The sequence below is a fragment of the Angustibacter aerolatus genome, assembly GCF_054776675.1.
Map to the genome: position 1 here is coordinate 1 of NZ_BAAHBM010000054.1, position 22,475 is coordinate 22,475.

Annotated in this window: 20 protein-coding genes and 1 pseudogene; 9 read left to right on the forward strand and 12 right to left on the reverse strand. The window is 75.9% G+C overall.

The genetic code is table 11. The annotated features are described in order from the left end of the window. Positions 1 to 100: 100 nt before the first annotated feature. Both mtrB and mtrA read right to left on the reverse strand, forming a co-directional pair. On the reverse strand, positions 101 to 1,939 hold the full coding sequence (gene mtrB / locus ACYVI6_RS12680) for an MtrAB system histidine kinase MtrB (RefSeq protein WP_460446720.1): 1,839 nt from the start codon (positions 1,937 to 1,939) through the stop codon (positions 101 to 103). Continuing rightward, positions 1,936 to 2,613, reverse strand: coding sequence for an MtrAB system response regulator MtrA (gene mtrA / locus ACYVI6_RS12685; protein ID WP_284290089.1), 678 nt, complete (start codon positions 2,611 to 2,613; stop codon positions 1,936 to 1,938). The genes mtrB and mtrA overlap by 4 nt, the downstream gene beginning before the upstream one ends. 303 nt (positions 2,614 to 2,916) lie before the next feature. Here mtrA and ACYVI6_RS12690 point away from each other — a divergent pair, with 303 nt between their 5' ends. The 5 genes from ACYVI6_RS12690 to ACYVI6_RS12710 are packed head-to-tail and all read left to right on the forward strand — an operon-like array spanning position 2,917 to position 8,452. Then, positions 2,917 to 4,113 carry a glycerophosphoryl diester phosphodiesterase membrane domain-containing protein gene (locus tag ACYVI6_RS12690; RefSeq protein WP_460446721.1) on the forward strand — a complete coding sequence of 399 codons (1,197 nt, stop codon included), beginning with the start codon at positions 2,917 to 2,919 and terminating at the stop codon, positions 4,111 to 4,113. Next, positions 4,110 to 4,781, forward strand: a complete 672-nt coding sequence (locus ACYVI6_RS12695) for a DUF4129 domain-containing protein (protein WP_460446722.1) — start codon at positions 4,110 to 4,112, stop codon at positions 4,779 to 4,781. Before ACYVI6_RS12690 ends, ACYVI6_RS12695 begins: the two co-directional genes overlap by 4 nt. Continuing rightward, positions 4,778 to 6,076 carry a DUF4350 domain-containing protein gene (locus ACYVI6_RS12700; protein ID WP_460446723.1) on the forward strand — a complete coding sequence of 433 codons (1,299 nt, stop codon included), beginning with the start codon at positions 4,778 to 4,780 and terminating at the stop codon, positions 6,074 to 6,076. The genes ACYVI6_RS12695 and ACYVI6_RS12700 overlap by 4 nt, the downstream gene beginning before the upstream one ends. Further along, positions 6,073 to 7,116 (forward strand): AAA family ATPase, encoded by a 1,044-nt coding sequence (locus ACYVI6_RS12705; protein WP_460446724.1) that lies wholly within the window; start codon positions 6,073 to 6,075, stop codon positions 7,114 to 7,116. The genes ACYVI6_RS12700 and ACYVI6_RS12705 overlap by 4 nt, the downstream gene beginning before the upstream one ends. A 40-nt stretch (positions 7,117 to 7,156) precedes the next feature. Then, complete coding sequence (locus ACYVI6_RS12710) at positions 7,157 to 8,452, forward strand: DUF58 domain-containing protein (RefSeq protein ID WP_460446725.1); 1,296 nt, start codon at positions 7,157 to 7,159, stop codon at positions 8,450 to 8,452. Here ACYVI6_RS12710 and ACYVI6_RS12715 read toward each other — a convergent pair. Continuing rightward, entirely contained in the window at positions 8,449 to 9,444 is a 996-nt protein-coding gene (locus ACYVI6_RS12715) for a stage II sporulation protein M (RefSeq protein WP_460446726.1), read from the reverse strand. The genes ACYVI6_RS12710 and ACYVI6_RS12715 overlap by 4 nt on opposite strands. A 38-nt stretch (positions 9,445 to 9,482) precedes the next feature. Between ACYVI6_RS12715 and ACYVI6_RS12720 the strand changes: the two genes are divergently transcribed. Next, on the forward strand, positions 9,483 to 10,316 hold the full coding sequence (locus tag ACYVI6_RS12720; RefSeq protein ID WP_460446727.1) for an RDD family protein: 834 nt from the start codon (positions 9,483 to 9,485) through the stop codon (positions 10,314 to 10,316). 85 nt (positions 10,317 to 10,401) lie between these two features. Here the strand turns inward: ACYVI6_RS12720 and ahcY are convergent, their stop codons facing one another. Then, on the reverse strand, positions 10,402 to 11,853 hold the full coding sequence (ahcY, locus tag ACYVI6_RS12725; RefSeq protein WP_460446728.1) for an adenosylhomocysteinase: 1,452 nt from the start codon (positions 11,851 to 11,853) through the stop codon (positions 10,402 to 10,404). A gap of 253 nt (positions 11,854 to 12,106) precedes the next feature. Between ahcY and ACYVI6_RS12730 the strand changes: the two genes are divergently transcribed. Beyond that, the gene (locus tag ACYVI6_RS12730) at positions 12,107 to 12,595 is read left to right on the forward strand and encodes a 2'-5' RNA ligase family protein (protein ID WP_460446729.1); all 489 of its coding nucleotides are present in this window, start codon (positions 12,107 to 12,109) and stop codon (positions 12,593 to 12,595) included. A gap of 1,084 nt (positions 12,596 to 13,679) precedes the next feature. Further along, positions 13,680 to 15,683, forward strand: coding sequence for a FlgD immunoglobulin-like domain containing protein (locus tag ACYVI6_RS12735; RefSeq protein WP_460446730.1), 2,004 nt, complete (start codon positions 13,680 to 13,682; stop codon positions 15,681 to 15,683). 12 nt (positions 15,684 to 15,695) lie between these two features. Here ACYVI6_RS12735 and ACYVI6_RS12740 read toward each other — a convergent pair whose 3' ends face one another. The 6 genes and pseudogenes from ACYVI6_RS12740 to ACYVI6_RS12765 all read right to left on the reverse strand — a co-directional run bounded on the left by ACYVI6_RS12740 (position 15,696) and on the right by ACYVI6_RS12765 (position 20,366). Beyond that, complete coding sequence (locus ACYVI6_RS12740; protein ID WP_460446731.1) at positions 15,696 to 16,619, reverse strand: cation diffusion facilitator family transporter; 924 nt, start codon at positions 16,617 to 16,619, stop codon at positions 15,696 to 15,698. Positions 16,620 to 16,675: 56 nt separating this feature from the next. Continuing rightward, entirely contained in the window at positions 16,676 to 17,851 is a 1,176-nt protein-coding gene (locus ACYVI6_RS12745) for an SIS domain-containing protein (protein ID WP_460446732.1), read from the reverse strand. Between the two features lie 62 nt (positions 17,852 to 17,913). After that, positions 17,914 to 18,090, reverse strand: a pseudogene (locus tag ACYVI6_RS12750) (Trm112 family protein); the annotation flags it as partial. Between the two features lie 56 nt (positions 18,091 to 18,146). Further along, complete coding sequence (locus tag ACYVI6_RS12755; RefSeq protein WP_460446733.1) at positions 18,147 to 19,550, reverse strand: phosphomannomutase/phosphoglucomutase; 1,404 nt, start codon at positions 19,548 to 19,550, stop codon at positions 18,147 to 18,149. A 42-nt stretch (positions 19,551 to 19,592) separates the two neighbouring features. Next, complete coding sequence (locus ACYVI6_RS12760; protein ID WP_460446734.1) at positions 19,593 to 19,838, reverse strand: hypothetical protein; 246 nt, start codon at positions 19,836 to 19,838, stop codon at positions 19,593 to 19,595. Positions 19,839 to 19,997: 159 nt separating this feature from the next. Continuing rightward, positions 19,998 to 20,366, reverse strand: a complete 369-nt coding sequence (locus tag ACYVI6_RS12765; protein WP_284290072.1) for a DUF3499 domain-containing protein — start codon at positions 20,364 to 20,366, stop codon at positions 19,998 to 20,000. 98 nt (positions 20,367 to 20,464) lie between these two features. Between ACYVI6_RS12765 and ACYVI6_RS12770 the strand changes: the two genes are divergently transcribed. After that, complete coding sequence (locus ACYVI6_RS12770) at positions 20,465 to 20,938, forward strand: metallopeptidase family protein (RefSeq protein WP_460446735.1); 474 nt, start codon at positions 20,465 to 20,467, stop codon at positions 20,936 to 20,938. Positions 20,939 to 20,942: 4 nt separating this feature from the next. Here the strand turns inward: ACYVI6_RS12770 and ACYVI6_RS12775 are convergent, their stop codons facing one another. Next, a complete protein-coding gene (locus ACYVI6_RS12775; RefSeq protein ID WP_460446736.1) occupies positions 20,943 to 21,296 on the reverse strand; it encodes an ATP-binding protein in 354 nt (117 codons plus the stop codon). A 60-nt stretch (positions 21,297 to 21,356) separates the two neighbouring features. After that, the coding region (locus ACYVI6_RS12780) for a DUF5719 family protein (protein ID WP_460446737.1) at positions 21,357 to 22,475 on the reverse strand (1,119 nt) is incomplete at its 5' end.

Sequence of the window (22,475 nt, forward strand, 5' to 3'; positions counted from 1 at the left end):
CACCTGCGACGGCACCTGGCGCGCCCGAGCCGCCGTGCTCGCTGGTCCTCGCCCGCGTGCGGCCGGCACGGTGCGCGCACGGGGCCCGCTGGACCACCGGCTAGCCACGGCCGGCTCCGGGCGCGCCGTCGCTACCGGCCGCCGCGCCGTCCGCGTCGTCGCCGTGTCGGACGGTCGCGCCGTCGCGGACGGGCTGCCCCGGTTCGCTCGCCCGCACGGTGACGAGCTCGCCCCCGCCGCCCTGGCCGGACGCCGCCGCTCCGGACGTCGCCGGGTCGGCTGCAGCCCTGACCTCCTCCAGCGAGGGCGGGCGCGCGGTGAGCCGCAGGTACGGGCCACCGACGTCGAGGTCGCCGCCGCGGCCGGTCGGGGCGAGCGGCAGGGGTGAGCTGATGAGCTCGTGCCCCGGGGCCCGGGGCAGGGTCAGCCGGAAGCACGCCCCCTTGCCGGGCTCGCCCCAGGCCTGCAGCCACCCGCCGTGCATGCGCGCGTCCTCGCTCGCGATGGCGAGCCCGAGACCGGTGCCGCCCATCGTGCGGGCACGTGACGGGTCGCCGCGCCAGAACCGGTTGAACACGAGCGCCGACTCGCCGGGCCGCAGCCCCACGCCGTGGTCGCGCACGGTCACCGCGACGCTCGTCACGTCGCTGCCGGTGCGGATCTCGATGGGCAGCCCGTTGCCGTGCTCGAGCGCGTTGACCACGAGGTTGCGCAGGATGCGCTCGACCCGCCGGACGTCCATCTCGGCCACGCACGACCCACCGGTCGTGCGCAGCTCGAACCGGCTGCCGCTCTCCCCCGCCAGCGGGACCGCGGCGTCGACCACGCGCGCCGCGACGTCGCGCAGGTCGACCGGCTCGAGGTCGAGCACCTCGCCGCCGGCGTCGATGCGGCTGATCTCCAGCAGCTCGGTGAGCAGGGACTCGAAGCGGTCGAGCTGGCTGCGCAGCAGCTCGGCCGAGCGCGCCACCGACGGGTCGAACCCCGCCCGCGCCTCGTGCAGCACGTCGCCCGCCATCCGGATGGTCGTCAGCGGCGTGCGCAGCTCGTGCGACACGTCGCTGACGAAGCGCTGCTGCACCCGTGACAGGTTCTCGAGCTGGGCGATCTGCGACTGCAGGCTGTCGGCCATCGAGTTGAACGAGCGGGCCAGCTTCGCCAGGTCGTCCTCGCCGCGCGGCACCATGCGGTCGCCGAGCCGCCCGGACGACAGCTTTCCGGCGACGAGGGCCGCCTGCCGCACCGGCGTCACGACCTGCCGGGTGACCACGAAGGCGATGGCGCCGACCAGCAGCACGAGCGCCACGCCGCCACCGAGCAGCGTGCGCTGCACCAGCTGGATGGTGTCCTGCTCGCGCTGCAGCGTGAAGACGAAGTAGAGCTCGTAGTCACCGCCGACGGGCACCGTGACCCTGGACCCGACGAGGATGCCGGGCACCGAGCCCTCCGACCCGGTGCGCCGCACGCGGACGAACTGCGCCTCCTGCTGCCCGCTCGCCATGACGCGCCGACGCAGGTCGAGCGGCACGATGCTGCGGGCGACGTCGCGCGAGCTCAGGTCGGGCACCACCGGCGTGCGGTCGTTGCCGAGGCCGTGCAGCAGGATGACGTCGCGGCTGCGGTCGGGCTCGGGCGAGGCCAGGCGCGGCAGCAGGTCGTTCACCAGCAGGTTCAGCCCGGAGGCGTCCGGCGCCGTGTCGAACCGGGCCTGGGCGTCGGCGCGACCGCGGGCCGCCTCGCCGCGCGCGACGTTGACCCGCTCGGCCACGAGCCCGGTCTGGATGCGGTCGAGCAGCAGCGCGCCGACCACGGCGACGACCGCCATGCCGAGCAGCGCCGTCGTCGCCACGACGCGCAGCTGCAGCGAGCGCCGCCAGCGGCGCCGCGCCCAGGCCCAGGGGCGCAGCAGCACGCCCAGCGGGTCGGTCGGCGACGTCACCCGGCGACGCCCGCCTTGTACCCGACGCCGCGCACCGTCACGACGATCTCGGGGTGCTCGGGGTCGCGCTCGATCTTGGAGCGCAGGCGCTGCACGTGGACGTTCACCAGCCGCGTGTCGCCGGCGTGCCGGTAGCCCCAGACCTGCTCGAGCAGCACCTCGCGGGAGAACACCTGCCACGGCTTGCGCGCCAGGGCCACCAGCAGGTCGAACTCCAGCGGCGTGAGGGCGATCGTGGCCTCGCCGCGCCGGACGGTGTGCCCGGCCACGTCGATCGACAGGTCGCCGATCTCGAGGCGCTCGGGGGTGGCGTCGGTGCCGCGCAGCCTGGCCCGCACCCGCGCGATGAGCTCCTTGGGCTTGAACGGCTTCACGACGTAGTCGTCGGCGCCGGACTCGAGGCCGACCACGACGTCGACGGTGTCGGTCTTCGCGGTCAGCATCACGATGGGGACGCCCGACTCGGCGCGGATCTGGCGGCACACCTCGATGCCGTCGACGCCCGGGAGCATGACGTCGAGCAGCACGAGGTCGGGCCGCACCTCGCGGAACGTCGCGAGCGCCGCCTCGCCGTCACCGCAGTGCACCGGCTCGAAGCCCTCGCCGTGCAGCACGATGCCCAGCATCTCGGCCAGCGCGGTGTCGTCGTCGACGACGAGTACTCGACCCTTCATGCCAGCGACCTCGCTCCACGTGCGTCCAGGGCGTCGTCGGTGGGCGACGCACCCGCAATGGTCGCACCCCGACCTGGACCGTGCGGGCGACCTCGGCGGCTGGGGACGGGCGGCGTCGTCCACCGCCCGGCGCTGTGGACGACGGCCGTCGTCCACAGCAGCGCCGGACCCGGGTCGGGCCGACCGCGCCGTGGCACGATGTGCGGACGTCGCCCGGCACGGACGACGGGGGCGTCGCGACGTGCGACGTGATCGGACGGACGCGTCGGGCCTGCACGACCCGACCGGCGAGGGGGCGGACGGATGAGCGAGGGACCCGGCGGCTGGGCGTCGCCCTCGGGCGGCGACGGGTGGGGCTCTCCCGCCGGCGAGCCCGCGCCCGGCCCGCAGCCGGTCCCCGCCCAACCTGCGCCGCTCGGTGCACCGCCGGGGTACGGACCACCGCCGGTCGCATGGGGTGCGGCCGGCAGCGCCCCGGCCTGGGGCGGTGGCCCGACCTGGACCGCGCCGAGCGGCCCCGACGCCGGGTGGCGGCCGCCGCCGAAGCCCGGCGTCGTGCCGCTGCGACCGCTGAACCTCGGAGAGCTGATCGACGGCTCGGTGCAGACCATGCGGCAGAACCCCCGCGTGCTGTTCGGCCTGTCGGGCGTGGTCATGGCCGCGGTGTTCCTGCTCTCGACGGTGCTGCAGGTGCTCGGGCTGCCGCAGCTGGTCGGGGCCCTGCCGGGTGACGAGACCGCCTCCGTCGACGACGTCCAGGTGGCCGGGCTGATCGGCGGCGGCACGCTCGCGTTCGTGGTGCCGCTGCTGCTGCAGGGTCTGGCGACCATCGTGCTGACCGCCGTGCTCATCCTCGCGGTGAGCGACGCGGTGGTCGGGCGCAAGCCGTCCGTCGGCGAGGTGGTGCGCCGCATGCTCCCTCGCGTCTGGGCCGTGATCGGGGTCAGCCTGCTCTCGGGCTTCGTCCTGCTGGCGCTGTACGCGGTCGTGGCGCTGCCCGCCGTGCTCCTCTTCGTGGCCGGGTCGACCGTCGGCGGGGTGGTCGCCGTGCTCGTCGGCCTGCTGGTGCTGGTGCTCCTCGGGCCGTTCCTCTGGGTGCGGCTGGCCTTCGCCGGACCGGCCCTGCTGCTCGAGAACATCGGGGTCTGGGCCTCGCTGCGCAGGTCGTGGCGGCTGAGCGTCGGCTCGTGGTGGCGCTGCTTCGGCATCCTGCTGCTGACCGCGATCATCGCCGGGGCCGTCGGCGGGCTGGTGACGGCGCCGTTCGCCGTCATCGGGTCGGTGCTCGGCGCGGTGAGCGCGACGAACGCGGACGTGTCGCTCAGCACCTCGCAGGTCATCGGCACGGTGCTGCAGAACCTCGGCTCCGTCGTGGCGACCACGATCACGGCCCCCTTCAGCGCCGCCGTCGTCGCGCTCCTGTACATCGACCTGCGGATGCGCCGCGAGGGGCTGGACGTGGCGCTGGCGAGGGCGGCCGCCGAGGCTCCGCCCTCGTGAGGACGCTGCTCCCCACGGCGGTCGCGGTGTCCCTCGGTGCCGCCTCCGGGCAGCTGACCCCGGGCCCCGACGAAGCGCGTGGCTGGGCCGTGCGGGAGCTGGGCGACGACGTCTACCAGCGGGCCCGGCCGGGCCTGGTGACCCGCGCGGCGCAGTGGCTGCTCGACCACCTGGGCCGGCTGCAGGCGCCCGGCGTCGCGCCCGACGCCCGCACCGGTGTCGTGCTGCTCGCGCTCGTGGTGATCGTCGTGGTCGTCGTGGTGCTGCTGCGCACCGGCCGGCTCCGCGGGCCCGGCCGGGTGGGCGCGTCGCGGACGGTGTTCGGCGAGGTCGAGCGCAGCGCCGCGGAGCACCGCCGGCTGGCGGACGACGCGGCGGACGCGGGCGAGGGGGGCGTCGCCGTGCGGGAGCGCTTCCGCGCCGTGGTCCGCTCGCTGGAGGAGCGCACGGTGCTCGACGCCCGGCCGGGCCGCACGGCGCACGAGGTGGCGGTCGAGGCGGGGGTGCTGCTGCCGGCCCTGGCCGACGACCTCGCACGGTGCGCCGGCGTCTTCGACGCCGTGAGCTACGGCGGCCGACCGGCGACCGCCCAGCACGATCGCGTGGTGCGCGACCTCGACGCCGCGGTGGGCGAGGCGCGACCGACCTGGGCCCCGGTGGCCACGTGACCGGGGCGACCGGGGCGACGGCCGTGCAGCCCTCGACCCGGCCGGACGCCCCGCACCGCGGGCCTGCCGCCGCAGGCGTCGAGAGCGGTCCGGTCGACGCGTCGGGTGCCTCCCGCCGGCGCCGGGGGTGGCGCTGGCCCGCCGCCGCCGTGACCGCCGTGGTGCTGGCCGCCGTCGCGGGGCTGGTGCTGCTGCGGCCGACCAGCTCGGGCGCGCTCGACCCGGAGGACGCCACGCCGCAGGGCACCCGGGCCCTCGCCCACGTGCTGCGCGACCACGGCGTCCCGGTGCAGGTGCGTCGCACGTTCGCGGACGTCGAGCGCGACCTGGGCACCGACGGCGCGGCCACGACCCTGGTGGTGTCCCGCCCCGACCTGCTGAACCCCACGCGCGGTGCCGACCTCGCCGCCCTGCTGCGCACCAGCGGGGCCGACGTGGTGCTCGTGTCGCCGGGCGAGACGCTGCTCAGCGACCTCGGGCTGCCCGTCGCCAGGCGCGACCCGGTGGAGGACCGCCTGCGCGACCCCGGGTGCGACGATCCCGTGGCCCGGCGAGCGGGCAGGGCGCTGCTGGGCGGCGACGCCTACGTGACCGCGCGCGGCAGCAGCTCGGGCACCGACACCGCAGACCCCACGAGCGCCGCGACCGTCGTCGGCTGCTACGCCGACGGCGACGACGCGGCGCCGCTGCTGCTGGTGACCTCGGCCGACGGCCGGCGCAGCACGGTGCTGGGCTCGGGTGACGCCCTGAGCAACGGCCAGCTCGCGACGGCCGGCGACGCGGCGCTCGCGATCGGGCTCGTGGCGACCGGCAGCCGCGTGGTGTGGTGGGTGCCGAACGCGCTCGACGGCAGCACCGTCGACCAGCCGCCGACGCTGACGCAGCTGCTGCCCGACGGCGTCCGGTTCGGTGCGGCGCAGCTGGTGGTCGTGCTCCTGGTGGTGGTGCTCTGGCGGGCCCGCCGGCTCGGGCGGCTGACCACCGAGCCGCTGCCGGTCGTCGTCCGCGCGATCGAGACCACCCGCGGCCGCGCGCAGCTCTACCGTCGGGCCCGGGCACGCGGGCGCGCGGACCAGGTGCTGCGCGCCGCGGCGGTGCGGCGCCTGGCGGTGCGGTGCGGCCTGGCGCGCGCCGCCGAGCCGGAGGAGGTCGCCGCCGTGGTGGCCACGCGCACGGGCCGCCCGGCGCGCGACGTGACGAACCTGCTCGTCGGGACCGACCCCGACGACGACGTGGCCCTGGTCCTGCTGGCCAGGGAGCTCGACGCCCTCGAGACGGAGGTCCGCAGACCGTGACCGACCACCCGACCCAGCTGACGAAGCCGCAGGACGGCGACCCGCCCGAGGCCGACCACCACCCGCACCCCGGCGCCGCGCTGCCCGAGGCGGACGCCGCGCGCGAGGCCCTGCGTGCGGTGCGCACCGAGGTGGCCAAGGCCGTCGTCGGCCAGGACGCCGCGGTCACCGGGCTCGTCATCGCCCTGCTCGCCCGCGGGCACGTCGTGCTCGAGGGCGTCCCCGGGGTGGCCAAGACGCTCATGGTGCGGGCGCTGTCGCAGGCGCTGCAGCTGCGCACCACCCGGGTGCAGTTCACGCCCGACCTCATGCCTGGTGACGTCACCGGCTCGCTGGTCTACGACGCGCGCACCGCGGAGTTCTCCTTCCGCGAGGGCCCGGTCTTCACCAACCTGCTGCTCGCCGACGAGATCAACCGGACGCCGCCGAAGACGCAGGCCTCGCTGCTGGAGGCCATGGAGGAGCGGCAGGTCACCGTCGACGGCACCCCGCGGCCGCTGCCCGAGCCGTTCGTGGTGTGCGCCACGCAGAACCCGGTGGAGTACGAGGGCACCTATCCCCTGCCCGAGGCGCAGCTCGACCGGTTCCTGCTGAAGCTGCAGCTGCCCCTGCCGCCCCGCGAGGACGAGGTCGCGGTGCTGCAGCGGCACGCGGCGGGTTTCGACCCGCGCGACCTGACCGCCGCCGGCATCCGACCCGTCGCCGGGCCAGAGCACCTGGCAGCCGGCGCCCGGGCGGTGCGACGCGTGGAGGTCGCCCCCGAGGTCATCGGCTACGTCGTCGACCTGGCACGGGCGACCCGCAGCTCGCCCTCGCTGCAGCTCGGCGTCTCGCCCCGCGGTGCGACGGCGCTGCTGTCGACCAGCCGGGCATGGGCCTGGCTGGCAGGACGCGACTTCGTGACGCCGGACGACGTCAAGGCGCTCGTCCGGCCGACGCTGCGGCACCGCGTGGCCCTGCGGCCCGAGGCCGAGCTGGAGGGCGTCACCGTCGACGCCGTGCTCGACGGCGTGCTGGCCTCCGTCGCGGTGCCGCGGTGAGCCGCCCGGGCTCGACGAGCCGGCGGGCACGGCGGGGCCCGTGGCGCTGACCGGCCGCGCTGCGCTGCTGGCGCTGCTCGGCGTGCTGTACGTCGGGCTCGTGCAGCCCGGGTGGGGCGGGCTCGGCGTCTGGGCCCTCGTGGTCCTGGCCGCCGTCGTCGTCGACCTGCTGCTGGCGGCCAGCCCGCGGGCCGTCCGCCTCGAGCGCGAGCCCACCGCCAACGTGCGGCTCGGGCAGCCGACGAGCACCGCGCTGCTGGTGCACCACACGGGACGTCGACGCCTGCGCGGCACCGTGCGCGACGCGTGGCAGCCCTCGGCGGGGGCCGCGGACGACCGGCACCCGCTCGACGTCCCGTCCGGCGAGCGGCGCCGGGTGCGCACCGACCTGGTGCCCACCAGGCGCGGCGACCGGCTGGCCGACCGCGTGACGGTGCGCGCCCACGGGCCGCTGGGGGTCGCCGCCCGGCAGCGCTCCGTGCCGGTGCCCGGCAGCGTGCGGGTGCTGCCGCCGTTCACCTCCCGCAAGCACCTGCCCAGCCGGTTGGCGAGGCTGCGCGAGATCGACGGGCGGTCGTCGGTGAACGTGCGCGGCCAGGGCACCGAGTTCGACTCGCTTCGCGACTACGTGCCCGGCGACGACGTGCGCAGCATCGACTGGCGCGCCACGGCCCGACGCCGCCAGGTCGTGGTCCGGACGTGGCGCCCCGAGCGCGACCGGCGGGTGCTGATCGTGCTCGACACCTCGCGCACCGCCGCGGCCCGGGTCGGCGACCAGCCCCGCCTCGACGCCGCGATGGACGCCGCCCTGCTGCTGGCGGCCCTCGCCTCGCGCGCCGGCGACCGGGTCGACCTGCTGGCCGTCGACCGCCGCGTGCGGGCGCGCGTCGAGGCGCGGTCGTCGACGACCCTGCTGTCGGCCGTGGTCGAGGCGATGGCGCCGCTGGAGGCCGAGCTGCTCGAGGCCGACTGGGCGGTCGCGGTCTCGGCCGTCACCGCACGGCTGTCGCAGCGCGCGCTCGTGGTGCTGCTCACGCCGCTCGAGGCGGCCGCCGTCGAGGAGGGCCTGCTGCCGGTGCTCGGCCAGCTGACCCGACGGCACACGGTGGTGGTCGCGTCCGTCGCCGACCCCGAGCTGGCGGCGATGGCCGGTCGGCGCGACACCGCCGAGGACGTGTACGCCGCTGCCGCCGCGGAGCGCACGCAGCTCGACCGCGACCGGGTGACCCGCCTGCTGTCGCGCCTCGGTGCGGACGTCGTCGACGCGCCGCCCGACCAGCTGCCCCCGGCGCTCGCCGACCGGTACCTCGCGCTGAAGGCCGCCGGTCGGCTCTAGCCGCGCGTCGGCAGGACGTCGCCGCGCACGTCGGCCTCGACGTCCCCGGTCTCGCCGCGGGCGACCGCCCACCGGCCGAGGGTGAACACGTAGGTCAGGAACGCCGCCTCGGCCAGCACGCCGATGCCGATCCGGGCCCACGTCGGCAGCGGCGACGGCGTCACGAAGGCCTCGATCGCCCCCGACAGCGCCAGCACCACGACCAGCCCGAGCGCGATGCCGGCCGCGGCCCGCCCCTCCTCGCCCAGCGCCTGCGCGCGGGTGCGCGGCCCCGGGTCGACCCAGGCCCAGAACAGCCGCAGGCCGGCGCCGGCCGCGACGAAGACCGCCGTCAGCTCGAGCAGGCCGTGCGGCAGGATCAGCCCGAAGAACAGGTCGGCCCGTCCCTGGCTGGCCATCAGCCCGCCCACCAGGCCCACGTTCGCGGCGTTCTGGAACAGCACGTACAGCACCGGCAGCCCGAGCACGCCGAACGCGATGCACTGCGCCGCCACCCAGGCGTTGTTCGTCCAGACCTGGGCGGCGAAGCTGCTGGGGGCGTACTCGGAGTAGTAGGCCTCGAAGTCGTTCTCGACGAGCTGCCGGATCTCGTCGCGGCTGGCGACCGCCGCCTGCACCTCGGGGTGGGAGGCGACCCACCAGCCGACGGCGAGCGCGAGCAGGAGGGAGCCGAGCATCGCCGCACCCCACCAGCGCCGGGTGCGGTACAGCGCCGCGGGGAACGAGACGGTGAAGAACCGCGCGACGTCGCGCCACGCCGCCTCGTGCGACCCGGTGGCCGCCGCCCGGGCACGCGCCACGATCGTCGACAGCCGGCTGACCAGCGCGGGGTCGGGCGCCGCCGACCGCACCACCGACAGCTGCGTGGCGACCCGCTGGTACAGCTCGACCAGCTCGTCCGCCTCGGCGCCGTCGAGCCGCCGGCGGCCGCTCAGCTCGCGCAGCCTGGCCCACTCGTCGCGGTGGGCGCTGACGTACGCGTCCAGGTCCACGACCGCGAGCCTACCCGCGGCACGGGTAGCCTCGGCGGGTGCGCGACGTGGTCACCGGCGAGGCGGTCCAGCTGGAGCTGCCGGCCGCGACCTTCGCCTCGCGCGCGGTGTCCGGTGCGCTCGACCTCGCGCTGGCCGTCGCCCTGCTGATCGGCACGTTCATCGGCCTCAGCCGCCTCGCCGGCGCCCTGGACGGCGCGTCCGGGGCCGCCCTCACCCTGGTCGTGGTCGTCGCGATCACCGTCGGCGTGCCGACGCTCGTCGAGACGCTGACCCGCGGTCGCACCCTCGGGAAACTCGTCATGGGGCTGCGCACCGTGCGCGACGACGGCGGGCCGATCCGCTTCCGCCAGGCGTTCGTGCGATCGCTGGTGCTGTTCGTCGAGGTGTACGTCGGCACCCTCGGCGTCCCGGCGCTGATCAGCTCGCTCGTGTCGAGCCGCGGCAAGCGGCTCGGCGACCGGGCGGCGGGCACCTACGTGGTGCGTGAGCGCGGCGGAGCGGGCGCGACGCCGATGGTGCAGTCCCCACCCCACCTGATCGGCTGGGCGCAGGCCGCCGACCTCGGCCGGCTGCCCGACGGCCTGGCGCTCGCCGTCCGCGGGTTCCTCGGCCGGTCGAGCGGCATGCACCCCGGCGCGCGTGCGGCGATGGGCGTCGAGCTGGCCCGCGCGGTGTCGCCGCACGTCGCACCGCCCCCTCCGGCCGGCACGGGGCCCGAGGCGTTCCTGGCCGCGGTGCTTGCCGAACGGCGCCGGCCCGACCTCGAGCGCCTCGGCCACGAGCCCCGGCTGCGCGAGCGCCTCGCCGGCGTCGACTCGGTGGACGCCGCGCTGGCCCGGGTGCGGGCACCCGACCAGCCGCGCACCTGAACGGGCGGCGAGGTCCCGGCACGACGACGCCCCCGCCCGCACGAGGCGGACGGGGGCGTGCCGGACGGCGTGGCCGCCGCGGTGCTCAGTAGCGGTAGTGGTCCGATTTGTACGGGCCGGCCACGTCGACGCCGAGGTACTCGGCCTGCGGCTTCGACAGCTCGGTGAGGTGCACGCCGAGCGCGTCGAGGTGCAGCCGGGCGACCTTCTCGTCGAGGTGCTTCGGCAGCACGTGCACGCCCAGCGGGTACTGGTCGGCCTTCGTGAACAGCTCGATCTGCGCGATGGTCTGGTTCGCGAACGAGTTCGACATCACGAAGCTCGGGTGCCCGGTGGCGTTGCCGAGGTTCAGCAGGCGCCCCTCGGACAGCACGATGATGCTGCGCGCCGGGCGGTCGCCCTGGGCGGGCAGGCGCCACTCGTGCACCTGCGGCTTGATCTCGACCTTCTCGACGCCGGCGACGCGGCCGAGCCCGGCCATGTCGATCTCGTTGTCGAAGTGGCCGATGTTGCCGACGATCGCCTGGTGCTTCATCGACTGCATGTGCTCGGCGGTGATGACGTCGAAGCAGCCGGTGGCGGTCACGAAGATGTCGGCGATCTCGACGACGTCCTCGAGGGTGGCGACCTGGTAGCCGTCCATCGCGGCCTGCAGCGCGCAGATCGGGTCGATCTCGGTGACGATCACGCGGGCGCCCTGGCCGCGCAGCGACTCGGCGCAGCCCTTGCCGACGTCGCCGTAGCCGGCCACGACGGCGACCTTGCCGCCGATGAGGGTGTCGGTGGCCCGGTTGATGCCGTCGATCAGCGAGTGCCGGGTGCCGTACTTGTTGTCGAACTTGCTCTTGGTCACCGAGTCGTTGACGTTGATGGCCGGGAAGAGCAGGGTGCCGGCCGCGAAGAACTCGTACAGGCGGTGGACGCCGGTCGTGGTCTCCTCGGTGACGCCGACGATGCCGTCGGCGACGCGGGTCCAGCGCTGCGGGTCCTCGGCGATCGAGGCGCGCAGCAGGTCGAGGATGACCGCGTACTCCTCGCTGTCGTCCTCAGAGGTCGACGGCACGACGCCGGTCGCCTCGAACTCCTTGCCCTTGTGCACGAGCAGGGTCGCGTCGCCGCCGTCGTCCAGGATCATGTTCGGCGTCTCGCCGTTCGGCCACACCAGGATGCGCTGGGTGCAGGCCCAGTACTCGGGCAGCGTCTCGCCCTTCCAGGCGAAGACGGGCACGCCCTTCGGGTCGTCGACGGTGCCGTCGGGCCCGACGACGACGGCCGCGGCGGCCTCGTCCTGGGTGGAGAAGATGTTGCAGGATGCCCAGCGGACCTGCGCGCCCAGGGCGACGAGGGTCTCGATGAGGACGGCGGTCTGCACGGTCATGTGCAGCGAGCCGGCGATGCGGGCGCCGGCGAGGGGCTGCGACGCGCCGTACTCCTCGCGCAGCGCCATGAGGCCGGGCATCTCGTGCTCGGCGAGGCGGATCTGGTGGCGCCCGGCCTCGGCCAGGGCGAGGTCGCGGACGTGGTGCTCGACGGTCATCTGGGTGGAACCCTTCGGTCGGGAGACTTCGGTGGCGGGGCAGGATTCGACGGCGCCGGCGTACGTGGCGCGCTGGTCGTGCCCCCGGCGCGGCCCCTCTGGGCCTGCGGCATCACCGACGCCGGACCCGGTGAGTCTAGCGCGTCACGAGCCCGGGGCCGAGTCCTGCGGCGCGGTCCGCCGAGCCGCTCGCGGCGACCCCGTGCCGGTGCAGCGCTTGCCGCGGCCCGGGTTCGCACGCAGGCTGCTCGCCGTGGGACACACCGTGGAGCTCGTGCCGGACGACGCGCTCGAGGCCTGGGTGCGGGCCGGGTGGCGGGCGCTGCTGGACGCCGACCTGCCGAGCCTCGCGGCGCACCCCTCCCCCACGAACGCCCCCCACCTCACGCTCACGACGACCGACGACGAGCTGCCGCCCGCGGTGGCCGGCCTGGTGCGCGGTGCCCTGCCGCTCGACGTCGCGCTCGGCGGCCCGGTGGTGCTCACCGGCCGCAAGCCCGCCGTGGGCTGGCTGCTCGCGCCGTCCGAGCCGCTCGCCGAGCTGCACGACCGGGTGGTCGCGCTGACCGGCGACCCCTGGCCCGGTGGCTGGTTGCCGCACGTCAGCGCCGCCCTCCGAGTGCCGCGCGAGCAGGTCGAGCAGGTGCTCTCCGTGCTGCACCGGCTGCCGCCCGCACCGCCCGGCCGGTTCGTCGCCGCCCGCACCTACGACACCGTGACGCGCACCGTCGAGACGCTCTGACGGAAGTCAGAGACAATGTCGGTCCTCGGCCCTACAGTTCGCCAGAGCGCCGGGGGGTTCCGGCCGGAGCCCGACGGCGGGCAGGTGCGAGGGGGTGGCGATGCCTCGGCGTCGTGCTGTGCTGTTCGCGGGTCTGGGCGCGGTGCTGGTCGGTGCCGTGCTGGGAGCGCCGAACTCCGTCCCGCGCGCAGCCGCCGACGGCACCGACGAGGCGGTCGTCTACGCACCTGCCGCCACGACCGGCCGCAGGGCCGTGGTCGTGGCGGGCGGCCCGGCGGGCGCACTGCTTCGGTGGGATGCCTGGACGCCGTCGCCGACCGGGGCCGCACCCGCCCCACGGCTGCAGGTGCTCCACGACGGACGGTTCGAGCCGCTCCCCATCACGCTGGGTCCGACGGATCACGTGGGGTCCGTGCCCCCGACCGGGGCACACGTCACCCTGACCGTGGTGCACGAGCACACGGACACGACCTTTTACGACGTGGACCTCAGCGGCGAGGTGGTCGCGGTGCGGGAGATCCACCGACCACCGACCGGGCGACGCTTCGACGGCACCGGCTGGTGGAGCTTCGACGGGACGCAGACCAGCTACATCGGACCCGACGGCGTCTCGGAGCCCGTCGGGACGGGCGGCTACCCGTACAGCGCGCCGGCTGTGGACCGTCGAGGTCTGCTGGGTGTGCATCGAGGCGCAGACGGCGTCACGGCGTTCGGGTGGCTTCGCCGCGACACCGGCGAGATGTCGGTGCTACCGGCACGTTCGGTCCCGCAGTTCACCTTCGTCGGACCGGACCACCTGTGGTGGACCGACACAGCGGCGCCTGACCCGGCGCAGCCGCCAGGGAGTCCGCGTCCGGTCACGCTGTACTCGGCACCCATCGGCACCGACGGCTCCGTCGACCCCGGGGCGGTCACGGAACGCGCCCTACCCAGCCAGCCGCAGGCCGGTGCGACTCGGCCCGGTGCGCTCGTGTCGTGGCTGGGCGGCCGCCTGACCCTGCTACCAGCCGACACCGGGGTCGCACCGGGTGACCTGACGCCCATCGGCAGCGGCGGCACCTCTCCGCTGACCAGCGTCGCGGTCGTGGGTGCAGACGTGATCACCGACGACGCCATCGCGGACGACACGATCCTGGTGGTGGGCCAGGACGCGACGCACCGTCCGGTGCTGCCGGTCGATCGGGTGGGCGTGGCGTCCTTGCAGCTGGACGGCAGTCGACTCCTCGTGACCGCGCTCGGCCTGGATGGGACGAACCGGGTCGACACCCCGCTGGGGCGGGTCGTCGAGGTGCAGGTGCCGACGCGCGCGGCGCGGACGCTGGTCACCCCGGTCTCCAGTTCCTCAGCGGGGCTCGGCTCGAGCGGGTGGACCGTGCTGCCACCCCGGGCCGCCACGACCGACGGGCGGCCGGTGGGCCCGTCCGTCGTCCGTCGGCCGGACGGGACGTCGCGCGCGGTCCGGCTACCCGACACGGGCGACGAGCCGCTGGCTCTGTCTGCCGGCTGGCTCGTGCACCGCGCCCACTACGAGACGCCGCAGGGCCAGGTCAGGACCTCGTCGTGGCCGATGAGCGTGGGACGCGGTGGGAGCTTCGACCAGTGGGGCAGCCGTGCGGCCTGGGTCACCTGGGGCGGTGGCGTCGGCTGGGCGGACCTCGACGCAGCGCCCGCGCGGCCTCACACCGTGCTCCCTGACCGAGTCGACCTGGGCGAGTGCTCCGGCCTGCAGTGCCCTCGTGCCGTCACGCTCTCCGGTGACCGCCTCGTCGTGCAGCGGCTCGACCAGAGCATCGACAGCTTCGACCTGCGAACCGGCGCACGTCGATTCGTCGCCGCCGCGAGCTGCTCGATGCAGTGCGGGGTCCCGCTGCCGATGGATCTCGACGCTGACGTGCTGGCCTGGTCGTCGGACGCCGTGCGGTCGCTCGACCTCAGCGACCCCACGTCGACGCCCAAGACCGTCTCCACGTCCACCTGGTCGACGCAGCTCTCGGTCAGCCAGGGTCGAGTGGCGTGGGTCGACGCCGACGGCGCCGTGCGACTCGCGACCCTGACGGCCGCGGCGCACCCGCCGGCCGACCGGCTGCTGCGGGCCGACGCCACGGCATCAGCGTTCTCGCCGAACGGCGACGGCCGGCAGGAGGCGTGGGCCGTGGAGGCCGACGTGAGCCGCGCCGGGTCCCGGCTTGTCCTGACCGTGCGCTCCGGCACGAAGGTCGTGCGCAGCGTGCGGGCCACGTCGTCCGGCAGCAGCCGGCTGGCGTGGGACGGTCGCACCGACGCGGGTGGGCTCGCCCCCGACGGCACCTACACCTGGACGCTCACCGGCACCGGTCCCGACGGACGGCGCCTGGCGAACCAGGGGCACCTCACCGGCGGCCGCGTCGTCCTCGATCGCACCGCGCCGGCTGCCCGCACGTCGGTGCCAGCGGTGGCGGCGACCGCAGAGCGGCGAGGCGGGTACCTGCCGGTGACGTGGGGGCCGGCATCCGGGTCGGCGTCCGGGCTGCGGTACGACGTGCAGCAGCGCGACGTCGAGGTGACCGCCAAGGGCCGCCTCGCGTTCGGCGCCGCCATGGACGTGCGGCGGTCCACGTCGGCCCGGTCGGCGACCTTCCGCGACGTGTGGTCGAAGGACCAGGACGGCTACGCGGTGCAGTTCCGGGCTCGCACGCACGACGCCTACGGCACCACCGGGGCCTGGAGCGGCTGGACCACGACGCTGCTCGCCGTCGACGACCGCAACCCCATCGGGCGGCGCACCTCGGGCTGGACGCGGGTCACGAAGGCCAGCGCGTACGACGGCTCGTACCTGCGCAGCACGCGCAGGGGCGCGATGGTGTCGCACGACCAGCCCACGCGGACGGTCGGCGTGCTGGTCACCACCTGCCCGACCTGCGGCAAGCTGCGTGTCGAGGTGAACGGGCACCGCTCGGTGACGGTCGACACCTACTCGCGCACCACGAAGGTGCGGCAGGCCCGCGTCGTGATGCACCTGTCGGCGGCCGGCCACGAGGTGCGCGTGACCAACCTGGCGACGAGGGGTCGGCCGACCATCCGCTTCGACGGCTGGGTCACCGGCCCGTGACGACGAGCGGCGTCAGCCGGCCGTGACCTCACGGCGGACGTCGGGCTCGAGGTAGATCACCCGGGCGATGGGGACGGCGGCGCGGACGCGCTGCTCGGCGGCGTCGATGGCCTGCGCCACGTAGGCGGCGGTGTCGGCGCCGTCGACGGCGATCTTGGCGGCGACGAGGAGCTCGTCGGGGCCGAGGTGCATGGTGCGCATGTGGATGACGGAGCCGACGCCGTCGCCGACCAGCGCCGCCTCGATCGCCCGCACGTGGTCGGGGGTGGCCGACTCCCCCAGCAGCAGCGACTTCATCTCGACGGCGAGCACGGCGGCGACCAGCACCAGCAGCACGCCGATGAGGCCGGTGCCGACGGCGTCCCAGTGGCCGTCGTCGGTCGCGAGGGTCATCACCACGCCGAACAGCGCGAACACCAGGCCGAGGAGGGCGGCGAAGTCCTCGAGCAGCACGACCGGCAGCTCGGGGGCCTTCGCGGTGCGCACGAACTGCGGCAGCGAGCGGTCGCCGCGGGCGTGGTTCGCCTCACGGATCGCGGTGCGGAAGGAGAATCCTTCCAGCCCGATGGCCGCCACCAGCACGACCACCGGCACCCACTGCCAGCTCTCGATCGGGTGCGGGTCGTGCCACTTGTGGTAGCCCTCGTACAGCGCGAACAGGCCGCCGACGGAGAACAGCACGATCGACACGACGAAGCCGTAGACGTACCGCTCGCGGCCGTAGCCGAACGGGTGCAGCGGGGTCGCACCCCGCTTCGCGCGCTTGCCGCCGAGCAGCAGCAGCAGCTGGTTGCCGGAGTCGGCGAGCGAGTGGATCGCCTCGGCCAGCATCGAGCTGCTGCGGGTGAGCGCGAAGGCGATGAACTTGACCACCGCGATGCCCAGGTTGGCGCCGAGCGCCGCGATGACGGCCTTGTTCCCGCCGGAAGCTGACATGCCGACGACCCTAGTGGCCCACCGTCGCAGCGCCCGACCTGCGGCGACCGGCGCGGCTAGCGGGCGTCGCGCAGGTCGGCGACGTGCGGCGACAGGCCGGGGTCGAGGCCCAGGCCGATCGCGAGGTAGGTGGCGGCGAAGTCGGTGCGGGCGACGAGCCCGGCCAGCTGCTCGAGCGGGTGGCCCGGTTCGGCGACCACCTCGCTGACGTCGACCCCCACGCCCTCGGCGAGCTGCTGCACGCGGTCGGCCAGCTCGACGCGCGCCAGGTCGTCGGCGTCGACCGGCCCGCCCTCCGGGTCGATGCCGGGGCCGCGCAGCAGCAGCAGCCGCAGCTTCGGCGCGCCCGGGCCGTCGAGGAACGGGTCGGCGAACAGGTCGCGGTCGGGCCCGGCGGTGAACGGCCCGTCGAAGGTGGCGACGACGTCGCTCGCGTCGTCGGGCAGCGTGCCGCGGACGGCGGGCGTGCGTGCGGTGCGGGCCAGCATCGCCGCCGCCCGGGTGGCCGCGACGCCGGTGACGGCACCGTCGCCGAGCACGACGGGGACGCTGCCACCGAGCTGCACCGCGAGCACCTTGGCCGGGTTCACGAACGACTCGGACGACGGGCGGCAGCCCTCGGCCTCGGCGTCGAGCCGGTCGGCGACCCGGGCCAGCACGGGGTCGGGCACGTCGACCAGCCCGAGCGCGTGCGCCGCCCGCAGCACCGGCACGAGCAGCGTCCACAGCCCGGTGCGCGAGGACGCCCGGCGCGAGAGCGACCCGCGCTCGACCGGCACGTGCACCCCGCGGGCGCGCGCGCAGACGTCGGCGAGCGGTGAGTCCGGCGCACCGACGGTCAGCAGCCGGGCACCGCGGCGGCCGGCCTCGGCGGCCAGCTGCAGCGGCCCCTGGGCGCGACCCGACAGGGACACCGCCACGACGAGGTCGAGCGGGCCGACCCAGCCCGGCAGCGGGGCGGCGCGCTGCACCGTGACCGGCACGGGCGCGCCGGCACCGTCGTGCAGCGCGAGCACGTCGGCGACCATGGCCGACCCGCCGAGCGAGGCGACCACGACCGAGCGCGGCCGGTCGTCGTCGGCGACCCGCCGCACCCCGGCCTCCTCGCTGCGCGTGACGGACTCGCGCACCTGGGCGCCGGCCGTGGCCAGCGCGCGCAGCACCCCCGCCGGGTCCGCCGCGGCGAGGTCGTCGGCGTCGTCGAGGAGCTCCTCGTCGACGGCGGGGCTCACGCGTCGACGCCCTGGCCGGCGCCCGGCCTCTCGGACGCGTCGCCGCCGCCGCGCCCGTCGACGGGTCGGGCCTCGTCGACGAGCAGCACCGGGATGCCGTCGTCGACGCGGTAGGCCAGGCCCTCGGCGTCGCACACCAGCTCGGGGCCGGCCGGCCCGGCGGCGTCGCGCAGGTCGGCGCGGCACGACGGGCAGCGCAGGATCTCGCGCAGCCAGGGCTCGATGCCGGTCTGCTGCAGCTCGGGCACGGCGTCCTCCTGCGGTGCGTGGGGTGGGTCGGGGTCAGCCTGCCAGGTCAGCCGCGGATGACGGTGAGCGCCTCGTCGCGCACCCGCGCCATGGTCTCGGGATCGGCCCCTTCGACGTTCAGCCGCAGCAGCGGCTCGGTGTTGCTCGGCCGCACGCTGAGCCACCACTCGAGGCCGTCGGCGCCGTCCTTGGTGAGGGTGAGGCCGTCGAGCTCGTCGGCGACCACGCCGTCGGTCTCGAAGCGCGCGCGGACGGCGGCGGTGCGGGCCGCGGCGTCGTCGACCGTCGAGTTGATCTCGCCGGACTCGGTGTAGCGGCCGTAGCGGGCGACGAGCCCGCTGAGCGTGCCGGGCTGCTCGCCGAGTGCCGCGAGCACGTGCATGGCGGCGAGCATGCCGGTGTCGGCGAACCAGAAGTCGCGGAAGTAGTAGTGCGCGGAGTGCTCGCCGCCGAACACGGCGCGCTCGTCGGCCATCACGCCCTTGATGAACGAGTGCCCGACGCGGGTGCGGACGGCGCGCCCGCCGGCCGCGGCGATGGTCTCGGGCACCGAGCGCGAGCTGATGAGGTTGTGCACGACGACCGGCTCGGTCTCGCCGTCGGCGCGGGCGCGGGCGATCTCGCGCTCGGCGACCAGGGCGGTGACGGCGCTCGGGCTCACCGGCTCGCCGCGCTCGTCGACGACGAAGCAGCGGTCGGCGTCGCCGTCGAAGGCCAGGCCGACGTCGGCGCCGTGCTCGCGCACCGCGGCCTGCAGGTCGACGAGGTTCTTCGGGTCGAGCGGGTTGGCCTCGTGGTTGGGGAAGGTGCCGTCGAGCTCGAAGTACAGCGGGACGATCTCGAGCGGCAGCTCGGCCAGGCCGCTGGCGGTGCCGAGCACCGAGGGCACCGTGAAGCCGCCCATGCCGTTGCCGGCGTCGACCACGACCTTCAGCGGGCGGACGCCGGACAGGTCGACGAGCGAGCGCAGGTGCTCGGCGTAGCCGGTGAGCAGGTCGCGCTCGTCGATCGTGCCGGGCGTGGCGGCCGGCTCGGGCAGGCCGTCGTCGAGGAAGCCCTCGGCCAGGGTGCGCACCTCGGGCAGCCCCGAGGTCTGGCCCACCGGGCGCGCACCGGCGTGGCACATCTTGATGCCGTTGTACTGCGCCGGGTTGTGGCTGGCGGTGAACATCGCACCGGGGGCGTCGAGCGCGCCGGACGCGTAGTACAGGCCGTCGGTCGAGCACAGCCCCACGATCGTGACGTCGGTGCCGGTGCGGGCGACGCCCTCGGCGAACGCGCGCGACAGCGACGGCGACGAGGGCCGCATGTCGTGGCCGATCACCACCCGCGGCGCGTCGACGACCTGCGCGAACGCCGCGCCGAGCGCGGTGGCGGTGGCCTCGTCGAGCTGCTCGGGCACGAGCCCGCGCACGTCGTAGGCCTTGACGATGGTGGTCAGGTCGCTCACGCGGCCAACCCTAGTGGCGGCGTCCGAGCCGCGGGGGGCCGGTCAGCGGGGCTTGCGTGTGCGGTCGAGCACGTCCGCGACCTCGAGCTCGACGCCCTCGTGGCTCCACGACCGGCGACCGCAGACGTGGCACGAGACGAAGTCGACGGGCGTGCCGTCGGTGAGGCTCATCGAGAGCTCGGTCACCCGCGTCGAGCCGCAGTCGGCGCACGTGGCATCGGTGCGGGCCTCGCGCTGGGTGAGCGAGCCCAGGGGGATCTGGACGCGGGGAGCGCTGGAGCGGGCCATCGTGGACCTCCGTCGGTAGCGATCTCGGGGCGGGCCGGGGACGGCCGCGTTCACCCCTTCGGCGCAACGTCCGAACGGCTTGAGCCTAGGGCGCGTCCGGGACGAACCGGGCGCGGACGAGGTGCTGGATCGCGCAACGACCAGCGCGGCGGACGGCGGTCAGCCGCGGTCGCGCAGCACCCGCAGGTGCCCGCGACGGCCCACCTCGACGGTGCGGGAGCGGGCCTCGTCGAGCGGCCGGTCACCGGTCGGCCGGGGGCGGGCCGCCTCGCGGACGGCGTCGGCGAGCGCCAGCAGGTCGTCGTCGCTGGGGCCGGGCTCGGCGGCCTCCGGCGACAGCCGCACGACCTCCCACCCGCGCGGCGCGGTGAGCCGCTCGGCGTGCTCGGCGCACAGGTCGTAGCAGTGCGGCTCGGCGTACGTGGCGAGCGGCCCGAGCACGGCGGTGGAGTCGGCGTACACGTAGGTGAGCGTCGCGACGGCGGGCCGGGTGCACGCGGTGCGGGTGCAGCGGCGCAACGAGGTCACGGTCGACGACGCTACCCCCGCACCGTCGTGCGAGCCGGGACGCCGGGCCGTGTCGCACCACGCACCCCGCGGCGGCGGGGCCGCCGTACGCTGCAGCGGTGCGCAGGCCCACGTCACCGCAGACCGGTCCGACCGGGGCCGCCGCCACGGGGCCGCGCCGCCGCGACCGCCGGGGCCGTGGGCTGCGGGGGCCGCTCGCGCCGTCCGGCCTGCCGGGGCACCGCACCCGCGCCGAGCAGTTCGACGAGCTGGTGCTCGACGCCGTCGAGCGGCTCGAGCGGCGCTGGTCCGACGAGCTCGACGGCGTGGAGTTCGCGGTCGAGGACGTGCCCCCGAGCGACCCGGCGCCCTGGGAGCACGGCGCGGTGCCGCTCGGCCGGTTCTTCCCCGCCGGCGACGGGCTGCCCACGCGGATCGTCGTCTACCGGCGTCCGGTCGAGACGCGCGTCGAGGACCGCACGGTGCTGCCGGCCCTGGTGCACCGCGTCGTCGTCGAGCAGGTCGCGCACCTGCTGGGCGTCGAGCCCGGCACGGTCGACCCCGCCGTCGACGACGACGACCGGGACGACTGACGAGCTAGACGACGAGCCGGCTCCACACGGTCTGCTGACCGGGACGGGTGCTCACGCCCCACGCGTCGCTCAGCAGGTCGACGAGCTGGACGTGCGAGGGGTCCGGCGGCTGGTCGGGAGCGCCGTCCGTCACCGACAGGGTCGACTCGTGGCCGTCGCAGCGCAGCGAGACCCGGATGGGCGGGGTGCCGCGCCGCACGGCGTCGGCGACCAGCTCGCTCACGATGAGCTCGGCCTGCGGGCGCAGCTGGTGCGCGTGCTCGGGGCACCAGTGGTCGTCGAGGAACTGCCGGGCGCGGACGGCGGCGCGCTGGTCCATCTGCAGCGTCACCGCGGCGTCGGGGGTCGCTTCGCACATGCCCTCACTGTGCCGTCTCGCGGCGGGGTCGGCCCCTCGGGCGCAGCGGCCCGGCCCGTGCTACCGGCTCGGTTCGACCGCCGGACGCTGCTCGGTCAGGTGCACCGGCTGCAGCGGCGACGTCGAGAGCACCAGGCCCTGCGGGTCGGCCGCGGAGACCAGGCGCGCCGCCACCAGCTGCGGGTCGCCGGAGCCGGGCAGCGGGCGCACCCAGACGGCGCCCACGCCGTCCTGCGCCAGGCCCAGGGTGGTGCCGGCCGGCACCCGCACCCGCGTGCTCGCGCCGGTGCCCGTGACGACGTCGGCCTCGACCGTGTCGCGGGGAGCGGTCAGCAGCAGGCGCGTGCTGACCCCTGGCGGGGCGAGGGCGGTGCCCGCGACCCCGGTGACGGGGTCGGCCGAAGCGGCCCAGGCGATGTCGGCGACGCTGCGTCCGGCGGCCTGCCGGCGCACCTCGGCGCCGGCCACGACCGGGGTGTCGCTGGTGACCTCGACGCCGTACTCCCCCGGCGGCACACCGGTCAGCGAGACCTCGCGCGACGCACCGCCAGGGACCCGCAGCACGCCGCCGCCGGGGACGTCGACCGGCCCCGTGGGCCCGATCAGTCGCAGCTGCGCGACCGCCTCCGTGCGGCCGGGTGCGGCCACCCGCACGGTGGCGACGCCGTCGACCGCGACGCCGGGCACGAGCACCCGCCTGGCCGGGCCGGTGCCGGGGACGACGTCGTCGACGCCGCCGGGGGTGGTGCCGCTCAGCAGCGCGTCGTGCAGGGTGGCGGCGACCACGCCGCCGGTCACCCGCACGTGCACCACGGGGGCCGTCACGCCGGGGGCGATCGCGTCGAGCAGCACCACGACGCGCGAGCGGGCCGGCACGGCGACGGCGCTGCCGGCGGTGCGGGCGGCCCGACCCTTCGTGCCGTGCACGTCGAGCTCGACGTCGACCGGGTTGCCGGCCGGGTTCACCAGCACCAGCCGCCCGCGCCGGCCCGGTTCGCTGCCGCCGCCGACCAGCCAGCTGTCGGCCGACCCGGGGCGGCAGGGTGCCGTGGCGAGGCCGCGCAGGTCGCCCTGCAGGGCGAGCGTCCACTGGTCGCCGACCAGCTCGGCCGCGGCGGCACCGGTTGCCTGGACCGAGACGCCGGCTGCCGCGGAGGTCGCCGCGCGCGCCGAGCGCAC